Source organism: Leptospiraceae bacterium, assembly GCA_015075105.1.
Taxonomy (GTDB): Bacteria; Spirochaetota; Leptospiria; order Leptospirales; family Leptospiraceae; genus JABWCC01.
The window spans coordinates 1,178,255-1,196,918 of sequence record JABTUZ010000001.1 but is presented as its reverse complement, the minus strand read 5'-3'; the positions used below and the strand labels follow the sequence as shown (position 1 = coordinate 1,196,918).

At 36.2% G+C, this 18,664-nt stretch carries 15 protein-coding genes; 12 read left to right on the top strand and 3 right to left on the bottom strand.

Annotation, left to right across the window (positions count from 1 at the left end; all coding sequences use genetic code 11):
* The first annotated feature begins 93 nt into the window (after positions 1-93).
* The 11 genes from HS129_05930 to HS129_05880 all read left to right on the top strand — a co-directional run bounded on the left by HS129_05930 (position 94) and on the right by HS129_05880 (position 12,336).
* Positions 94-357 carry a DDE-type integrase/transposase/recombinase gene (locus HS129_05930; protein MBE7411590.1) on the top strand — a complete coding sequence of 88 codons (264 nt, stop codon included), beginning with the start codon at positions 94-96 and terminating at the stop codon, positions 355-357.
* Between the two features lie 172 nt (positions 358-529).
* On the top strand, positions 530-1,405 hold the full coding sequence (locus tag HS129_05925) for an efflux RND transporter periplasmic adaptor subunit (protein MBE7411589.1): 876 nt from the start codon (positions 530-532) through the stop codon (positions 1,403-1,405).
* 12 nt (positions 1,406-1,417) lie between these two features.
* Positions 1,418-3,451 (top strand): cadmium-translocating P-type ATPase, encoded by a 2,034-nt coding sequence (gene cadA / locus HS129_05920; protein ID MBE7411588.1) that lies wholly within the window; start codon positions 1,418-1,420, stop codon positions 3,449-3,451.
* A gap of 391 nt (positions 3,452-3,842) precedes the next feature.
* On the top strand, positions 3,843-4,601 hold the full coding sequence (locus HS129_05915) for a hypothetical protein (protein ID MBE7411587.1): 759 nt from the start codon (positions 3,843-3,845) through the stop codon (positions 4,599-4,601).
* Between the two features lie 863 nt (positions 4,602-5,464).
* Positions 5,465-6,154: a hypothetical protein gene (locus HS129_05910; protein ID MBE7411586.1), complete on the top strand. Its 690-nt coding sequence runs from the start codon at positions 5,465-5,467 to the stop codon at positions 6,152-6,154.
* Positions 6,151-7,884 (top strand): hypothetical protein, encoded by a 1,734-nt coding sequence (locus tag HS129_05905; protein ID MBE7411585.1) that lies wholly within the window; start codon positions 6,151-6,153, stop codon positions 7,882-7,884. Before HS129_05910 ends, HS129_05905 begins: the two co-directional genes overlap by 4 nt.
* On the top strand, positions 7,881-8,111 hold the full coding sequence (locus tag HS129_05900; GenBank protein MBE7411584.1) for a hypothetical protein: 231 nt from the start codon (positions 7,881-7,883) through the stop codon (positions 8,109-8,111). Before HS129_05905 ends, HS129_05900 begins: the two co-directional genes overlap by 4 nt.
* Positions 8,112-8,120: 9 nt before the next feature.
* Positions 8,121-8,822 (top strand): PilZ domain-containing protein, encoded by a 702-nt coding sequence (locus tag HS129_05895; GenBank protein MBE7411583.1) that lies wholly within the window; start codon positions 8,121-8,123, stop codon positions 8,820-8,822.
* A gap of 373 nt (positions 8,823-9,195) precedes the next feature.
* Entirely contained in the window at positions 9,196-10,122 is a 927-nt protein-coding gene (locus HS129_05890; GenBank protein MBE7411582.1) for a site-specific DNA-methyltransferase, read from the top strand.
* On the top strand, positions 10,119-10,730 hold the full coding sequence (locus HS129_05885) for a restriction endonuclease (protein MBE7411581.1): 612 nt from the start codon (positions 10,119-10,121) through the stop codon (positions 10,728-10,730). Before HS129_05890 ends, HS129_05885 begins: the two co-directional genes overlap by 4 nt.
* A gap of 460 nt (positions 10,731-11,190) precedes the next feature.
* Positions 11,191-12,336 carry a DUF1016 family protein gene (locus tag HS129_05880; protein ID MBE7411580.1) on the top strand — a complete coding sequence of 382 codons (1,146 nt, stop codon included), beginning with the start codon at positions 11,191-11,193 and terminating at the stop codon, positions 12,334-12,336.
* 208 nt (positions 12,337-12,544) lie between these two features.
* Here the strand turns inward: HS129_05880 and HS129_05875 are convergent, their stop codons facing one another.
* A complete protein-coding gene (locus tag HS129_05875; protein ID MBE7411579.1) occupies positions 12,545-14,032 on the bottom strand; it encodes an IS1182 family transposase in 1,488 nt (495 codons plus the stop codon).
* A gap of 21 nt (positions 14,033-14,053) precedes the next feature.
* A complete protein-coding gene (locus tag HS129_05870) occupies positions 14,054-16,045 on the bottom strand; it encodes an N-6 DNA methylase (GenBank protein ID MBE7411578.1) in 1,992 nt (663 codons plus the stop codon).
* A gap of 547 nt (positions 16,046-16,592) precedes the next feature.
* On the opposite strand from HS129_05870, the gene HS129_05865 reads away from it, so the two are divergent.
* On the top strand, positions 16,593-17,750 hold the full coding sequence (locus tag HS129_05865) for a transposase (protein MBE7411577.1): 1,158 nt from the start codon (positions 16,593-16,595) through the stop codon (positions 17,748-17,750).
* Between the two features lie 294 nt (positions 17,751-18,044).
* Here the strand turns inward: HS129_05865 and HS129_05860 are convergent, their stop codons facing one another.
* Positions 18,045-18,617, bottom strand: a complete 573-nt coding sequence (locus HS129_05860; protein ID MBE7411576.1) for a YkgB family protein — start codon at positions 18,615-18,617, stop codon at positions 18,045-18,047.
* Positions 18,618-18,664: the final 47 nt, after the last annotated feature.

Here is an 18,664-nt window from a genome sequence, read left to right as displayed (position 1 = left end):
CTTAAGGACAAGTCAATTAATCATGCACGAGTAATAGTTGGTGATGTTACTTTTTGATGTTCAGGGAAAATCATTATCTGGCATCACTAATGGATATGGAAAACAGAGGTCATCGGACGAGCTGTTTCTGATAAACTTAATAGTGAACTTGTCAGGTCTGCATTTGAGTCGGCTCTCATGAACAGAGGAAGTCTCGAAGGTTACATTCATCATACTGATTCTGATAGAAGATATTGTTCGCATGAATATAGAGAACTTCTGAACAATTCCAAAATACAAATTTCAATGTGTCTTGGTAATGCATATGAAAATGCACACGCAGAATCTTTTAATAAAACTATCAGTATCAAGAGATAAATATCCCCGCGTTATGCTGATAAAATTGAAGCAACCAAAAAGTATTTTCAATTTATTGATCGTATAATTCAATCAGACCTCATTCAGCTTTAGGAGGACTATCTCTCTGCAATTTAAAAAATAAACAAAAATATGATTTTTTCTTTACAGTTTTAGGGGGGCACTTCAATATTTGACTATTGGCAGTAAAATCACTTTTGCAGAACAGGAAGTACAACGCCAAAATGAACTCAATGCAGGAAACGCAGGAGCTTTGAAAAATCTGCAAAACGCAACGGCAGAACTCAATACGCTTCGCACCCGAAAAGCATCATTGCAACAGCAAATACAGCTAATGGGCATCAATCCAAATTCGGTATCAAACAGCAACTTGAAATCTGCATTGGTAGTTACAAGTCCGTTGAATGGAACAATAAGCAATTTGTTTGCAAAGATTGGCAGTTATGTAGATGTTTCTTCGCCTGTTGCCGAAATCGTAGATAACAGTTCATTGCATTTGGATTTACAAGTGTTTGAAAAAGATTTACCGCTTTTGAAAATCGGGCAAACCATTCATTTTACCTTAACCAATAATCCTACTAATGAATACGATGCAAAAGTGTTTAGCATTGGTTCATCATTTGAAAACGAGAGCAAAACCATTGCCGTGCATTGCACCGTTACAGGAAACAAAATAGGTTTGATTGACGGAATGAACATTACAGGAATTGTGAGTTTGAGCAATGCCCTAACACCTGCCGTACCCAATGAAGCCATTGTAAACGCAGACGGGAAAGACTACATTTTTGTTGTTACTGATAAAAAAGCGGAAGAACACCACGAAGAAGAAAGCGAAGAACACAACCACGAAAGTGAAGACCGTAAACACAGCAATGAAGAAAACGGCAACATCAATTTTGAAAAAATAGAAGTTGTAAAAGGCGTTTCCAATATGGGCTACACCGCAATAACTTTTGTACAGGACATTCCTGCCAATGCTCAAATTGTAATCAAAGGAGCATTTTTTGTCAATGCCAAATTATCTATCACAGGAGGACACAATCATTAAAAATTAAAAGCAATGATAAATACAGATAAAAATCACAAGCATATTTACAATGTACAAGGTAAGCAGCTTTGTTGCACACAGGAAGAAAAAATTTACACCAATGCAGGTGCAAAAGAGTTGATAAAAGAAAAGCATCAACACGACCATAGCGATGATGACGGACACGACCACAGCCACAGTGATAGCAACCTTTTCAAAGTGTTTTTGCCAAGCATTATTTCATTGGTGCTATTGCTTGTTGCCGTTTATTTAGACAATTTCCTAAAACCAGAATGGTTTACAGGTTTGGTAAGGATTGTTTGGTATGTGGTGGCTTATATTCCTGTTGGGTTTCCTGTAATCAAAGAAGCCGTTGAAAGCATTGCCAAAGGCGAGATATTTTCCGAATTTCTGTTGATGAGCATTGCCACAATCGGAGCGTTTGCCATTGGCGAATATCCGGAGGGCGTAGCCGTAATGTTGTTTTATGCTGTTGGCGAAGTGTTTCAGACATTGGCGGTAAAAAGAGCAAAAGCAAATATCAAATCTTTGCTTGACCAAAGACCCGATGAAGTAACCGTTTTGCGAAACAACCAACCCCAAACCGTAAAGGCAGAAAGCGTAAACATTGGCGAAATCATACAATTAAAATCGGGCGAAAAATTGGGATTAGACGGAGTTTTGTTATCCGAAACAGCATCATTTAACACCGCAGCTTTAACAGGCGAAAGCAAACCCGATACCAAAGCCAAAGGCGAAACAGTTTTGGCAGGAATGATAAACCTAAACACCGTTGCACAGATAGAAGTTACCACAGCATATACCGATAGTAAGTTGAGTAAAATTTTAGAATTGGTACAAAATGCCACTTCACAAAAAGCACCTACGGAATTGTTTATCCGCAAGTTTGCAAAAATCTACACACCAATAGTAGTGTTGTTAGCCGTTGCCATTTGTTTGCTTCCTTACTTTTTTGTGGCAGATTATCAGTTTACAGATTGGTTGTACAGGGCTTTGGTTTTCTTGGTAATTTCTTGCCCTTGTGCGTTGGTTATTTCCATTCCGTTGGGTTATTTCGGTGGCATTGGTGCAGCAAGTAAAAACGGTATTTTGTTTAAAGGAAGTAACTTTTTAGATGTACTTGCCAATATCCAAAACGTAGTAATGGATAAAACAGGAACAATGACAGAGGGCGTTTTCAAAGTGCAGGAAGTAGTTTTTGACAAAGCATTTAATCAAACAGAAATGCTACAAATGGTGGACGCTTTGGAACGATTGAGTACGCACCCCGTAGCAACTGCCATTCACGAATATGTTGGCAAAACAAATAATGAAATCAAATTAGAAAACACCGAAGAAATTGCAGGACACGGACTGAAAGCCGAAGTAAACGGAAAACAATTATTAGTAGGAAATTTCAAATTGATGAACAAGTTTAACATTCAGCACGATGTTGATGTAAGTAAAATTGTTTACACCATAATTGCCGTTGCTTACGACAACAAATTTGTAGGTTATCTTACAGTTGCCGACAGCATAAAACAAGACTCACAAAATACCATTGACAAGCTGAAAATGCTCAACGTAAAACCGACAATGTTGAGTGGCGACAAAAGTTCGGTTGTGAAATTTGTTGCCGAACAATTAGGAATTGCAAACGCTTTTGGCGACTTGTTGCCCGAAGACAAAGTAAGCAAGGTAAAAGAAATCAAAGCCAAAAATGAAACCGTTGCCTTTGTCGGAGACGGTGTAAATGATGCACCTGTTGTAGCGTTAAGTGATGTCGGTATTGCAATGGGCGGTTTAGGTAGCGATGCCACCATTGAAACAGCAGACGTAGTAATACAAGACGACAAGCCGAGTAAAATACCTATGGCAATCAATATCGGTAAACAGACAAAGAAAATTGTTTGGCAAAATATCACATTGGCATTTGTAGTAAAAGGAATTGTTTTAATACTTGGTGCAGGTGGCTTGGCAACAATGTGGGAAGCCGTTTTTGCCGATGTAGGTGTAGCATTATTGGCAATCTTAAACGCAGTACGAATACAACGAATGAAATTTTGACAAACCAACGCTAAAAGCAAGCACATTTGCAAACCGCACAAGGCGACACACAAGCCAAAGTTTGCAAAAGAGCTTGCTTTTTCCAACGCACGACAGAAAAAACAAAAAAATCTTTCCACGCTTCGCAAAAAATTAAATCTGCCGACACACCAAACCTGACAGACAAATACGAACGGACGGAAAAAACCACAGCTGCCAACATCGGTTTGGCGTTATGGCGGCTGACGTGCATAATTTGAGCTTAGTGCTACTATTAAACTTTTGTACTAAATTTGGGCTGATGTTCCCTGATTGCCGCCACAAACGCCAAGCCGTGAACCGTTAGAGGGCATGAAATATTCTAGCGTTAAAGAAAAATTTACTTAAAATCTTCTATTACATATTTATTTTTTTGGTATTCATTTTAGTTTTTCCTAAGAGTGATTATGATCTTCATTTTGGGTCTGATCAGGCAGAACTATACTCAAGTGCTTCTAAAATTTTAAATCTAAAATTAGAATTTATTGGACATCCAAGTGTTTGGGGCTTTAGCCATCCTGGACCGGCATTACGAATATATTTTCAAATTGTATATTTATTAAGCTTTGGGAATATATTTTTATTTTTTTTAGTTGATACTTTATTTAAGTTATCTCTGTTATTTTATTCTAAAAATCGTCTGAGCAAAACTCTTAAAATCAACTTAGATATTCCATTCCTTTTTATGCTTTCATCGAGCTATTTTATTTTTTTAATCAAAACTCCATGGGCACATGGAATAGTTGCTGTTGGCTTTTTTTTATGTGTGGTATTTCTTGTAGAAGAAAAATATGTTCATCTTTTCGTTTTGTTGAATATTTTAATTCAGGTAAATATTATTTCTGTAATCCCATTTGCATTTATAGTTCTAATCAATTTCAAGAATTGGGTATTTGAAATAAGGGATAAATTTATGAAATATTCTTTAATCGTTTTAATATTATGGTCATTACCTGTTTTTGAAGTCTTAAAAAATAAAGGTGGAAATTTTTTAAAAATTTTTACAGTTGTTTTCCAAAAAGAAGAGTATAGAAACTTGACAGTATCTTCTAATATAGTTTCGCTTTTTATAAATTTTACCTTCCTTTGTTTCTTCTTATTATATCAGTCTTTTTTGTTATTGCGGGAATAAATTTTTTAAAAAAAGATTTTAGCCATTTAAAAATATTAATTGTTTCATTTGCAATTTTTTCTTTTTCCATAATATTTTCAGTTATTCTGTCGAACAATGAATTTTATTATTTTGCATATCTGTATATTTTTTTCCTTGTTCTTGTCGGATATTCTATAGAAAAACTTCCTAAAAAAAGAAAAGAATTTCTGAGTATAGTCTTTTTGATTCTAGTTAGCTATAACTTTTTTTTCTCTTTAAAAAAATATTTATTTATCGATTGGAACGATTATCCATATAGTGAAATTTTTAATAGTAGTTTGATAATATCGGAATATACAAAAAAGTTTGGAATTACGAATTTGTATATAGATGGCGAAAAGGCAGGTGGGTTAGGTCTTTCTTTTTTAATCATTCTTGAAAAACTAGGTTCAAAAATTGACTTTACTGCAAACGCGAAAAGGAATATCAAAATTCATACAAATTCAGACTATTGTTCGAGAAATGAAAAAGTAACGCATGTAAAAGGTTCTAGATTTTGTATCACTGTCTACTAATTTCACGCCCTCTAACAAAGAGTAGCCACTGCGAAGCCACGAGAAGATGTGGCTTCTTGCTCCGAGCCGACTGGTTGTTTAAGTGAAAATTTTTAGTATTTTTGTCAGACTTACGCAACTCCAGTGCCTTCATTCCAGAAAAATTTGGGAACTGATCCAAATTTTTCTTGCATTCAGTCACAGGACTTGCTTTTTGTAGAAGGCACGGAGACATTGAAAAAATGGAAAGAACAATGCTTGGGGCATTTTCTTCCCATTTTTCCAACGTCGGCTACTCTTGAACGTTAGCGGGCATTTTTTTAAGATTTAATTCTCAGGAGGAAAAATATGGAAAAACATTTTACAAAACTAATATTCTTGGTTTTCTTAAACTGTATCGGTATAGATAAACCGATAGTCTTAGAGCCAGAATCATTTAAGGCAAATAAATTTAAAATTGATATACATAAAATTTTAGGTCTCAATGAAGATCAGTCTCTGAAACCTCTTCATCTATTTCTTTTCTTCATTGGGACTCAAAATCAGTTTTTAAACTCCGATTTAAATTTTGATGAAAATAAAGCGGTTAGTAGTCCATATGTTTTGTCTGAAGTCGAAGATAAAGAAGTGACACTTGATACTTTGACATCTGTTGCATTTGGAGATTTTGAGCCAGAAATGAGAAAAGTGCAAATGGTAAATTTGAAAAATATGCAAGAGTATATCCATTCAAAGGAGTTTTCAGAAACAGTCAAAATTATTGGAAAACCTCCAAACTACCAAGAAGGGTGGACGTTAAACCAAATACAATCCTCCTATATAGATGAGATAAAGGCTGATGTTCCAAAAGCAAATGATGAGTTATTGATAATCTATCGAAGAATGCTTAACTTTCAGCTATTTAATATGCTTGATATGTACTATAAAGTGGAATTTGATAGTAAGACAGTTGATGAAGCGTTTCTTGGAAACTGTATTGTAGAACTTTGGGAATTACGGAAAAATATTATTGATGAAATAAAAAGGAGAGGTCTATGAAATATTTAAAAATTCTATTAATAATTTTGTTGTCAAACAGTCACTTACATTCTGATCCACTTTTCCCGTTCTCTCCGATGCCCCTGACGACTCTACTTGATGAGATAAATAATTCTTTGTACAACAAGAAGGAAAAGGATTTTAAGAACGAACTTGGAAGAGGTATTCTTTCAGTATTATACTCAAAAGAAGTTGTAAAAGACAGATTTTCCAAGAGATGTGGCTGTTCTCTAAAAGGATCAAACCCTAATGAACCAAACAATATTCAAATTCCAGAATATACACAATTTTCAGATAACGGAACAAACATTCCTCTTACAGGAGATTCCAGTTTATTAAAAAAATCTCCTAATTTTTACAACAATATATTGCTAGGAGATTCAATAACACAACTAGGCACGACACCTGATCAAAAATATACATGGAATAAGGATTACGCACCCGGATGGGGCATTGTGAACGGTGGGGTTGGTATGGCAACCTCCCAAGATCTTTCCGAATGGCTGGATACATGTGCTTCACAAAGTACCCAGTTATGGGCACCTTTTCCTGAACAACTTCCATGTGAAAATAACCCTCTTGGTCGGTTTTCGTGCAATCCTCCGCCAAATCCAGGTAGATATTCAGGTTATGTACAATTCCAAAATAGAAATGTTTTCGTGATGATAGGTGGAAATGATTTTAATGTTGGTCTCTATAAAACCTTATTGGAAACATTTCCTGTTTTGATTCCTTTTCGTCACAACCATGTTGCCAATCAGTTGGATAGAATTATGACGTATATAGAAAGACAATCAGGTACAAGAAAAACTTTAATAGGTTACATGCCTCTTCCTTCCTATTATCCTGGGTCAGGAGAATCGCTTGTTTCCACTTTATCACGTTTGAATCTCTTTAATAGGTACGAAGACTGGTTTGAAAAACTTCCCGATGGTACAACTATCGTTAAAGCAAATTATCAGGATATTCCTGGTGGAAGAACTATCTCTGCAACAGCTTCCCTGTTGAACGATTATTTACAAAAAGCGTTAAGGGGACAAAATGTAAGTTTAACGACGCTTCTAGATTGCCTTAGTACATTACAACTAACAGGCAAAGGATTTTGTGATAAAATGCGTGGAGACAATTCATGGGTCAGTCAAAGGCTCATAGAATTAAATCTTGTTATGGCATCTATCGCAAGCAATCGAGGTGCTGGAATGCATACTTTATATCACACCTTTGTTGACTACGATGCACTTTCTAAAGGATACTGGTATGTTGGTAATAGAAATTTCTGGAACATGGAATTTGATGCGAATGACACTGAAAATTTTCTTTACCACCTAATTCAATCTCGAGCCAGCAATGACTCGATCCACCCAAATCATTTAGGCTATCAGGCTTATGGAGCTACACTTGATGTAATTTTAAAGCATGAAAAAGCAAATATCAAGCAGACACCATTTTCCTATAAAGATGATTGCTTTATAGAACCAAACGATCCCGGTCCTTATGAAGAATGTATGACTAAAACATACCATGAATGGGTAAATGGAAAATGTATTGACAATACCCCCAAACCGCCTCCGCCAATTGTCGTACAAAACCCAAATGCTCCCAATAATGAGAGACCGGCAGAAGTGCCACCACCAGCACCCACTTATGAGCCACCCCCAAGACCAGCTGTTGATGATAATACGTTACTTTTGCTTGCCGCTTGCTTTTTCTTCGGAGCGTGTCATTTATGAGAATTTTGATTATTCTATTAATTATCGCTTTCAACTTTGATTGTAGCAATTTTCCTCCTTTTAATGAAAAAGAGAAAAAGGATAAAGAACAGAAAAAAATCGAGAGTTGCCTTATTTCATATTTAATTTGTATTTCTCAATCGCCCGAAGGAGGAAGCCCAATAGGTTCTTGTGCAACAAGCACAGCAGGTTATGTTTCACAAGCATGTATCGGAAATTCTATGTAGGAAAATTCTATGAAAATATTTAATTTTTTAAGTGAAAGACGGAAAAGAATAAAGATACCAACCAGTATAGTGATTTTGTCTTTGTTTTTATTTGTATTACCTCTAGTCAATATCTCTTATATGGGCTTGAGCAACAATATATTTATTAAAGACCTTTATAAAATACCATCAAGGCTTTCGGTATTTACTAATATTATGTTGTTTGCTCCTATCCTGATTGCTATAATGCTATTCTTAGGAAAGAAAAGAGGATGGTATTTATTTTTAGCTTATTCAAGTATCCTAATTTTCCAGAATATTTACTCGTTAGTTGTTCTTCCTAGTATTCAAAATTCAGGAATATTATTCAGGACAATAGTCTGGTTGTCATTAGTTATCTACTTCTGCAAAAAAGATATATCCGCTCCTTATTTAAAAATGTATCCAAGAGGTTGGCGAGGTGAAAAGAGAACCCCTTTGAAATTGCGAGTAAAAATAAAAGGAATAGATTACGTAACAGCAGATGCAAGTTTAAGTGGAATTTTTGTCTTTTTTCCCAATTGCCCTTTTCAATTAACAGAAGAAGTTGAAGTGGAAATATATTTTGAAAAGAAATCTTATAATTTCTCTACTGGAGTTGTAAGAATAGATAACAATGGTATCGGTCTTGCTTTTAGGAATTTAGATAAAGAAAAGACAGAATTATTAAAAAAAATTATTATAAATAGTTAAAAAAACGCCCGCTAACATAGCGTGTGAGCTTCAACCAGCCCGAACTGATGGGCTGGTTTCGGGCTTCGCCAAATTTTGTGCCAGTCACATTTTTTGCAGAGAAGAAGCAAAAAATGCGCCTGCCCCAAAACTTCTCACACGCTTGAACGTTAGGCGACATTTTAGTTTCGAACTCGAATATTGTCTAATAAAATAACGCCAAGTCCTTCCGCTGTAGGTTTCCTCGACATCGTTTCTCGGAAAGACTTTAAATTTGTTAAGGTTTTTGACTAAAAAGTCATTTTTTATGTCTCTAAAAAAATCTTGTAATCTTAATATAGCTACTTAAAATGGGATCAAATGCTTCTATTTTTATATAGTAAGGGATCGATACATGAAAATTAAAGATTTTGATGAAAAAGAAAATACAGGATTATTTGAGGGATTTTCAGAATCTAACGAAATTCAAAGATCAGAAAAAAAACTAGACTTTGTATACAATGTTGAGTTAAAAGATAATATTAAATTTATTGACTCCTTTGAAAACGGAAGCCTAAAATTGATAGTTACCTCCCCTCCTTACAATATTGGGAAATCATATGAGAAAAAAACTCCATTAGAAAATTATGTTGAGTCACAAAAAGAATTAATTCAGAAATGTTATGATAAATTACATCCCGAAGGCTCTATATGCTGGCAAGTCGGAAACAATGTGAACAAAGGTGAGATTTATCCGTTAGACATTATCCTCTATCCAATTTTTAAAGACTTGGGATTAAAATTAAGAAATAGAATTGTTTGGCATTTTGAGCATGGACTTCACTGTAGTAATAGATTATCGGGTCGTTACGAAACTATTTTATGGTTTACGAAATCAGACAATTATACTTTTAATTTAGACCCAATTCGCGTACCATCGAAATATCCGAATAAAAAATATTTTAAAGGTCCTAAAGCGGGGCAAATTTCAGGTAATCCGTTAGGAAAAAATCCGGGAGACTTATGGATAATACCAAATGTGAAATCTAATCATGTTGAAAAAACAAATCATCCTTGTCAATTCCCTATTGAACTAATTGAAAGGTTGGTATTGTCCTTAACCAATGAGGAAGATAAAGTATTCGATCCATATATGGGTGTTGGATCATCTGTATTAGCCGCTCTTTTACATAATCGCGAAGGGTATGGATGTGATATAGAAAGTGAGTATGTGAAAATTGCAAAACAAAGAATTAATGATTTAAAACATGGGAGATTAAAAACAAGACCTATGGGTAAACCAGTATATGATCCTTCATTACCGAATGGTGGTCACAGGTGAAAATAGTTGAACAATATTCGCATTTAAATGGATTGGAATACATTTTAGTACATAAACCAAAACTTTGGAAAGAAATTGAAAAAGTAATTAAATCTGTGGACGCAGAAGAATGTAAAACTAAAATTTCAAAGGAAGAGAGGATTAAAGGTAAAATGCTATACTCTCCTATTGATATGAATAAAAAAATGAAAGAAGGTTTTACTGAACTAAACTGGCTTGAAGACAGAACAAGCTATTGGGTAACAGGTGACGCAAGACTTATTAGAAGAACTCTTCATCTACCAGCCGATGAACAGAAGAAAGAAATTATCGAAGCTGGATTGACGCCTATCTTTTCTTATAATCAAACAGATTTTGTCAAAGAGAGAATTGCTGTTGAAGTTCAATTTGGTAAATATGCTTTTGTTGCTTTTGATTTATTTGTAAAACATATGGCTTTCTATGTAGGAGATAAAATTGACGTAGGAGTAGAAATTCTACCAATGAAAAGTTTACAAGCTGAAATGTCTTCGGGTCCTTCTTATTATGAAGGAGAGCTTTATAATTTAATCAGAGAAGGTAGAGGTGTTCCTGCTGTTCCGCTTGTCCTATTAGGAATTGCCCCATAAATAAAAAATCGTATTTAGCCCGACATCGTGTCGGGACTGGTTTTAGTTTAGGGCGTTATTTTGGCTTTGTCGTAATAGACGCAACTAAAACGTCTGCCTAACAAAGAGTAGCCACTGCGAAGCCACGAGAAGATGTGGCTTCTTGCTCCGAGCCGCTGGTTGTTTAAGTGAAATTTATTGGTTTATTTGGAAAGCTAACGCAAGTCCAGTGCCTTCACTACTGTCACGAAACTTGCAGAAAAGAGCAAGTTTGCGCGCCATCCGTTCAGTCACAGGACTTGCTAGTCATACGGTGGCTCGGAGACATGACTTTTAAATTCAAAAGGTGCTACCGCACTTTCGAATTTAAAAGTCACGTCGGCTACTCTTAACGTTATGTGCCATTGTCTCGCTAACTTTTTTTGACGCCGCCGTCCGTGGCGGCGAAAAGAGATAATATTGATAAATACAAGAAGGTATTATGAAAAAATCTAAATTCAATATAGACTTATTCAAATCTTATTACGAGTCATTTGATTTTTCAACAAAAATAACCACTTGGAAACAATATTCAAATACATTTAAAGAGATTTGGAAAAGTAAAATCAACAAAGGTTCTGGTACAAAATCAGACTATGATGAAATTGTATTTCTTATTGATTCTAATGCACGAGGAAGAACAAAAAAAGATGATGTTGTGGCAAAAACATATATCAGATATGGAACATGGTATCGCATGTTTGGTGATATTACTTCCAAGAGTGACCTTCGTTCTTTAATGAATAATATTCTATCCTCAACTGATTACAATGAAATATTAAAATTATTGAACGATCTTGCAGCCTTAAATGAAAAAAATAAAAATGGTCTTACCGGAGAAAGCGGTATTATTTTAAATTCCTTATTATTCTTAAATAATCCCGAATTATTCATTTGTTCAGTTTCATTACGGCATAGAATCGATATTATAAACTATTTTTCATTTGATGAATTAAAAGAATATGAACAACTTTCATATGGTGAAAAAATTATAAGGACAAATGAAATCATATTAAACGGTTTTAAATCAATAATGACCGAATTAAAATTAGATGATTCTGTTGATAATTTCATATTTCCACGATTTATTTCAGAATATATCTATTCTGATAGCATACGAAATTCTATATGGAAAAAAAGTGACGATGAAGCAACTGTAGATGTATCTGATGATAACGATATTGAAAAACAAAACTTTTATCTCGAAAAGTATCTGGAAAATTTTCTTTTTACAAATTGGGAATCAACGGATCTGGGAAAAAAATATGAGATTATTGTTGAAAATGGTGAACCGGTTAGCCTTCAATATAAAACTGATATTGGGAAAATTGATTTACTTGTAAAAGATAAATCTTCCGGTGATTATCTTGTAATTGAATTAAAAAGATCACAAACCAGTGATGATACAATAGGACAAGTTACAAGGTATATGGGCTGGGTCAAAAAAAACTTAGCTAGAAATAAAAAAGTAAAAGGCTTAATAATCGCTGAAAGTTTTGATGATAAAATTAAATATTCTCTTGATATGGTAAAAGATATTGAATTGATGTCATATCATATTCAATTCAAATTGAAAAATGAAGGTTGAAAAACAGCCTCCGCCATCCGTGGCTTCGGCTGACTTTTTGTGTAATCGCGAGCCAACGGCACATAACGTAGCTGTTGAATAATAGTAAAATTTACATCAATAAAGGCTGCCTTTAAAGATTTTTACAAATTTTTAGATTTCGATTTCACCTAACGCACTTTTTTAAATCTGATGATTGCTCTTTTACCCTATCATTAGTTTCAAGGTCTCAAAGTAGATTAAATTTCCCTTTAGTCACTATCTTTTCAATGTTGTGAACCATGCACCACAAAAGCCACTGAATATTGACCTTTGCTTTTGTCCGCAAGCTGAAATAATCCAGCCCCTTGTTAAACCGTATATTTCCGAATACCGGCTCGATTATACTCATCCGCTTCGAATAAATTTTCCTGCCCTCTTTTGAATCTATTTTTTCACGCATCTTTTCTGTTTCCGGAACATTTACCCCATCATAAATATTAAGTTCGCGTCTATCCTGATTTTCTGAAATACAATTCGATTTCAATGGACATGCAGAACAGGATGCTTTTTTTGTGCCGTAACGACGTCCGTAGCTGTGACCATTTGTAAATCCTCCCCAACGATTTAGTGACTCTCCATTCGGACAAATGTATTCGTCCTTTTCCGAAACATATGTAAAATCCTTTTCGATATATCTCTTGTATTCTCTCGGATTTTTTTCTTCGCGATGTCTGTCACGGGTTTTAAATTTGGGATCTCTTTTCCTGGCATTCTGATCCGGAATATATGCGTCGATTTTTTTCTCTGCAAGATATTCAAGATTCGACTCCTTGAAATAGCCGTTATCTGCAAGAATTTTTGTATCACTTATTTTTCTGTTCATTTGATTGATTATTTTTTCTGCTCCTTCAATCATTGGCTTTAAGAGATCATATTCCTGACCCTCGCCGAATGCTTCAGCCTCTACGATTATCTGATTTTCAGAATCAGCTACAGCTACTCCATTGTAACCCTGAATAACTCCGTGTGATGTTTTCATTTTAGATGAATCATTGTCCGTTATGTTACTTTGCTTTTCATGATTTCGCTTACCCATTTTCTTTTCATTATTTGCAAGAAAATCTGTGATCTTCTCCATTTTCTTGTCCAATTTATCAATCCGCTTGAAATTATTTTCATCTGGATCAGAGTTTTTGTGTTCTTCCATGATCTCCCTGATTTTTGCTTTTATTTTACTTTTCTTGCTCTCAAGCTCTGAAATTGTTCCGCTCCATTCCTTTGATGCGTTAGACGAAATCTTACATCCGTCAATTGCAAGAGTTCCGGATTTGATTAGTCCAAGCTCAAAACAAATCAGAACTACCTGCTCAAATATGTCTTTGACTTCTTTATCCATCGAGGAAACAAAATTTGCAATTGTAGAATGATCCGGTTTTTCATTTTCTGCCAGTGCCATAAACGTGAGATTTTTGTTACAGGCAATTTCAATTTCTCTAGACGAAGTAATTCCTTTGTAATAAGCAAATAAAATAATTTTTAGTAGAATCTTGGGGTTGTATGCCTTTCTGCCGATCACGTCATTATGGTATTTCAAAATTAATTTACTTAAATCGATTTTATCTTTTTCGAAAAGAACTGAAAGTGTATGTTCAAAACTTCCTTCAATGATCTGATCTTTTAGATTTACTGCAAGGATTAGTCCCTGTGAAGGTTCTGTATTCTTGAATTTTCCCATTTTTTGATACCCCTTTTTTACTTATGAAATAGTATGTGTTAAATGGGTACTATTTTTCGACAGCCAGAACACCGCGTCTGCAATGGCGGTAATTTTATCAGTCTTGTTTTTGAAAGTTGGTTTCCAAACGTAACGTGTTGCGTTTAAAGGGCCTTCTTTCAGAATGTCGGAAAGTTTTATAGAGTAACAGTTCTCTGTTCTTTTATATTTTGCCTTGTCTTTGGAATACAGTTTCCATTGATTAAAAATACAAGTTGGTTTGTCAGAATACAAGTCGTTTTCTTCCTCTCTACCTGTGCTGTCAATTCCTACTTGTTTTGCAACTCCCATAAAAACAGTATAGTCAGCAAGTTTTTCTTTCTTTCCCTTTTTGCGTAAAAACAGCAATGAAGATTTTATACCTGCACCAAAATGACTAAATGCAGATTCAGGAAGTGAAATTGATGCTTGAAGTTCACAATGTTCTAAAATGTAATCTCTAACATATTGAAGCGATGTATTTGTCATTACACCTTCGGGAACAACAATTGCAATTCTTCCTGTTCCTGGTTTAGCAAACTCTATACAACGTTCTATAAAAAGTATTTCGCTTTTTTGTGTTGGACGCTCTGAATCTCCATTCATTCCCAAATCAAAGTCTTTTAGGTAAGCACTTTCTTTCTTTTTGATTGTTGCCCCGAAAGGTGGGTTTGAAAGTATTATGTCGTATGATTCCTCTTTGAAGTCTGCATTTAGTTTTTGAAACTCTGTAAATTTTGCCAGTGCATCGTGTCCGATAACGTTTGTATGCCCGTCATCGTGAATAATCATATTCATTTTGCAGACCCTTGCAATTTGGTCGTTAATTTCAATTCCGAAAAGTCGTTTTTCAGCAAAGTTGTGCCAGTGAGTAAATGCTTCAAATTCGTCATAGTTTGCTTCTGCAAATGCACGAACTTCGTCCATTGCATACAAAAGGAAACCACCACTACCACAGGATGGGTCAATGACTTTATGTTCTTGTTTTGGCTCAACCATTTTGACACAAAATTGAACAACTGGTCTTGGTGTGAAGAATTGTCCCATTTTACCAATGAAAAAGTCCTTCATAAATATTTCAAAGGCTACTCCTTTTGTGTCAAGGTCGGTTTTGCCTAAAGAAAGTTGTTGTAAGTGTTCAACTACATTATAAACTATGTCAGCCGAAAGATTAATTCGGTCTTTGAAAACTTGTGGGTCGTCTTTTTTAGCTTGGGAATAGATTTCCTGTATTCTGTCAAAAACTTCTTCATAAGTTTCGTGTGAACCAATTTGAAACTTATATTCTTCTTTTTTCTTAGTTCCCTTTTCGTCTTTTAGTTTACAGAATAGAAGTTTTGCAACTTCGTCAAATGCGGCAGTCGGGGCAAGTTTACCACCTTGCCAAACTGTGCTATGTGATTTCTTTAAAGCACCAATTAAATCTTCTCTGAAAACAATTTTAAGGTCGTTGGTCTTGTCGCCTTTTATAAATTTATATTTTGGGGCTTTACCATACTTTACAGGAATGTCAGCAATTACATTTTTTTCTCTCTCGCTTTGTTTGAAACCTGCAACATTAAAAGCTGTCCTTGTATTACCAGCAACAACAATTGCAAATTTTGCTCTTTTACTGTTGGCGTTTCCAAATGCTTGTTCAATTGCTTGGGTAAACTCAGAATCTGTTATTCCGTCACGTTTTGCCTCAACAACTAAATAGGGAACTTTACATTCTTCGTCCTCATAGATTACAATGTCTGCCCTGTCGTCAGGAGTTCTTCTTTCTACTTTTACCTCAATGTCAATGCGTTCTTTTGGATATTGATAGTCCAACACAAGTTCTACAAAGTATGATGCACGGACTGTTTCCTCTGGGTTTTTAAAGGAAGTCGCATAGTTTCGAGAGCAGATATATGTAATTCTACTTTCGTCCTCATTGAATTGAATGATTTTGGCTTTTAAACCTCTGTCTATATTGGTCTTAAAAATCGAATCTTTTTCTGTTGTTTCTGTCATTTTACAAAGGTGTCTTTTTATGTTTTTGTCAGTCTATAAATTACTGTTTTGTTGTTGTCTGTTGTCAGTTTGCACGGTCGTCATAGCATTGGGCATAACGTTGGATTTACCCGACGTTTCGCCGCAAGGCGAAATGTGCCCGGAGCCACTCGCGGCAAAGCACAAAACAAGCGTCCCGCTTGTGCTTTGTCCGCGATCTTCGTGGCGGAGCGGCCGAGCACCCGAGGAGCTACGGCACCGCAGGGAGCGCAGCGGGTAAATTTTGTTGTCTGAAGTAATTGCGCCTGTGAGCCCGGTTAGGAGGGCCGGGCGACTAAGATTTAGCCCTCATAACGACGAAAATAGCGTGTTTTAGTGACAAATGTCTTTTTGAAATGATTGTGAGAAAAATCATCCGTTTTCTGGTATTTAATATATAGAGGGTGGTATATGCTCTCCGGAGCAATTTATTTACATCGCGTCGAAATCGGGTCAACGACCGTACAGGCCTGCACTGACCCGGTATAGTCACTACAAGGCGATATGGCAGACGCATTGGTCTGATTTTCTGAATGCGTACCCAGAGCACTATGAAGCTAAATTCGGCAAAATCGACGAATGGAAAATCAGCGAAGCGAAGAAACTCTTAACCTGTGGCCAATTTGGGAGAGGCTTTCAATGGCATGAATGTGAATCATGTAAAGTGGTCTTGGCGGTACCTTTTTCATGCAAAAGCCGCCTTTGCCTGTCCTGTTACCATAAACGCGTATTCGGTTGGTCGATTCATTTATCAAAGGTGCTGAATCCGGCGTTAATGCACTTTCACGTGGTCTTTACCATGCCCGGTCAGCTGGCGGATTTACTTTTTGCGCGAAGAATCAACCCGCGGTTTTTGAATCTTCTCGCCGCAAGAGTTTACACGAAACGGCAACGCGCTACCGCAGACGTCGACGAATCTTTTAAACCGGGAATCTTGAGCACAGTTCATCTGGCCGGCAACAGCTTGAACTTTAACCCGCACGTTCATGCCATCGCCACGCGCGATCTCGTAAACCCCAAGACCGGAGAGATTAGAGAAGTGAGTTTTATGCCCTACCAGACGATACGTTACGATTGGCAAAGAGCAGTTTGCCGCTTTTTGCGACGGCGAAAGATGCTGTCGAAAGAGGAATATGATTTTTTCTTGAAAAAGTACGCGAAGGGATTTCACGTGTATTTTCAGAGGATCGCCGGAGAAACGAGCGACGTGATTTTCAAGACCGCACAATATATCGCCTTCGGTCTTTTTCACAACAGCCAGATTGAAAACGTCGATCACGAAAAAAGCACACTGAGGTTTAGATTCAAGAGCCACGTAGACGCGCAAAGCCGGGAGAAAACATTCAGCTCGTTGGTGATGCCGATTCAGGAGTTCATGGCTCGCATGCTCTTTTTCTTGCCTGATAGACATGAAAAATCTATACGCTACTACGGCATCTATGTGCGGCCGGCAAAAACTGCCGCTGTCAAACAGGCTGAAAAACTCTGCCTGTGGGCAGAGGGTATAAAGTCTTCCTTTGACAAACCGAACCCAACGGCATGCCCCCTGTGTCAGAAAAACATGCGAACATTTACAATTTTTGCGCGAGACGCGCTTCGCTTCGAGAAGCGCCTTCGCAGCAAATACTTCCTTGCCGACGGTTATTTTTTCCTAAAATCGACCAGAGCACCGCCTGAAAGGCCATAAACCCCATTAATTGTTTCTGACAGCCATTTTTTACGCATTAAGACTGCGACGGGGATGTTACACGCCATTCAGAAAAAAGCCTGAAAAATCGCGTTTTCGGCGAAAAATATAGCCCTTTAAGGCCGTAACTTCCCATAACCCGTCATTCTGTCACCTCCAAAAACAGGCTTTACACCCGAGAGATGATGAGTTCCGTCGGCTCCAATGGGGAGTAAGTTCTTATATACTTAAAGCTATCGGCAACAGTTTTTTCTGAAAAAGGTTTTGTATATCCATTTTAAGGTTTTCATATTTTTATCTTTTGTTCAATAATTGTTTTGCACTATCAGAAGCACAGATTAATCCTGCTCCTAACATAATTATATCTTTGATTACAAGTCGCCCTGCACCCGACAAATAAGGAAAGCCAAATTGAGGTGTGGGAAAATCGCCCCCCAAATTGGGAACATATACTTCGGGGGTGGTTATCAAAAATGATAAGGTCACCAAAGACATTCCAAAAGTTAACATACCTCCAATAAAACCGATTTTGGCAGACCAAATTCCCAATAAAGTAAAAATTCCGATCATCACAATTACGGTTCCTAAACCATAGGAAAAAATGTAAGTATTGTTTTTCTTATGCCAGTCAATGTTCTTCTGAACTGTTTTGCCCTCGGGGTTTTTATATTCTTTGTATTCAGGAGCTTCTTTATCATAAAAGAAACTCATTAGCGGACTATTGGCAACAAAAGGAACGATCCCGTCTGCTTCATACTGAAACGCTTTCAATCCACCAATCCAAGCCATCACAATAAAAATTGCTATGCGTAAAAGGTTGATGAACTGTTTTTGACTATCGGCAACTATTTTAATTAATTTCTCCATGTCTATTCGTTGATTAAACTCGTTTTTAAATTCACCTTCTCCTTGTT

Excerpts from the sequence above, each read along its gene's own strand:
- cadA (MBE7411588.1), top strand. The coding sequence starts at position 1,418 with ATGATAAATACAGATAAAAATCACAAGCATATTTACAATGTACAAGGT.
- HS129_05910 (MBE7411586.1), top strand. The coding sequence starts at position 5,465 with ATGGAAAAACATTTTACAAAACTAATATTCTTGGTTTTCTTAAACTGT.
- HS129_05905 (MBE7411585.1), top strand. The coding sequence starts at position 6,151 with ATGAAATATTTAAAAATTCTATTAATAATTTTGTTGTCAAACAGTCAC.
- HS129_05900 (MBE7411584.1), top strand. The coding sequence starts at position 7,881 with ATGAGAATTTTGATTATTCTATTAATTATCGCTTTCAACTTTGATTGT.
- HS129_05895 (MBE7411583.1), top strand. The coding sequence starts at position 8,121 with ATGAAAATATTTAATTTTTTAAGTGAAAGACGGAAAAGAATAAAGATA.
- HS129_05890 (MBE7411582.1), top strand. The coding sequence starts at position 9,196 with ATGAAAATTAAAGATTTTGATGAAAAAGAAAATACAGGATTATTTGAG.
- HS129_05880 (MBE7411580.1), top strand. The coding sequence starts at position 11,191 with ATGAAAAAATCTAAATTCAATATAGACTTATTCAAATCTTATTACGAG.
- HS129_05875 (MBE7411579.1), bottom strand. The coding sequence starts at position 14,032 with ATGGGAAAATTCAAGAATACAGAACCTTCACAGGGACTAATCCTTGCA.
- HS129_05870 (MBE7411578.1), bottom strand. The coding sequence starts at position 16,045 with ATGACAGAAACAACAGAAAAAGATTCGATTTTTAAGACCAATATAGAC.
- HS129_05860 (MBE7411576.1), bottom strand. The coding sequence starts at position 18,617 with ATGGAGAAATTAATTAAAATAGTTGCCGATAGTCAAAAACAGTTCATC.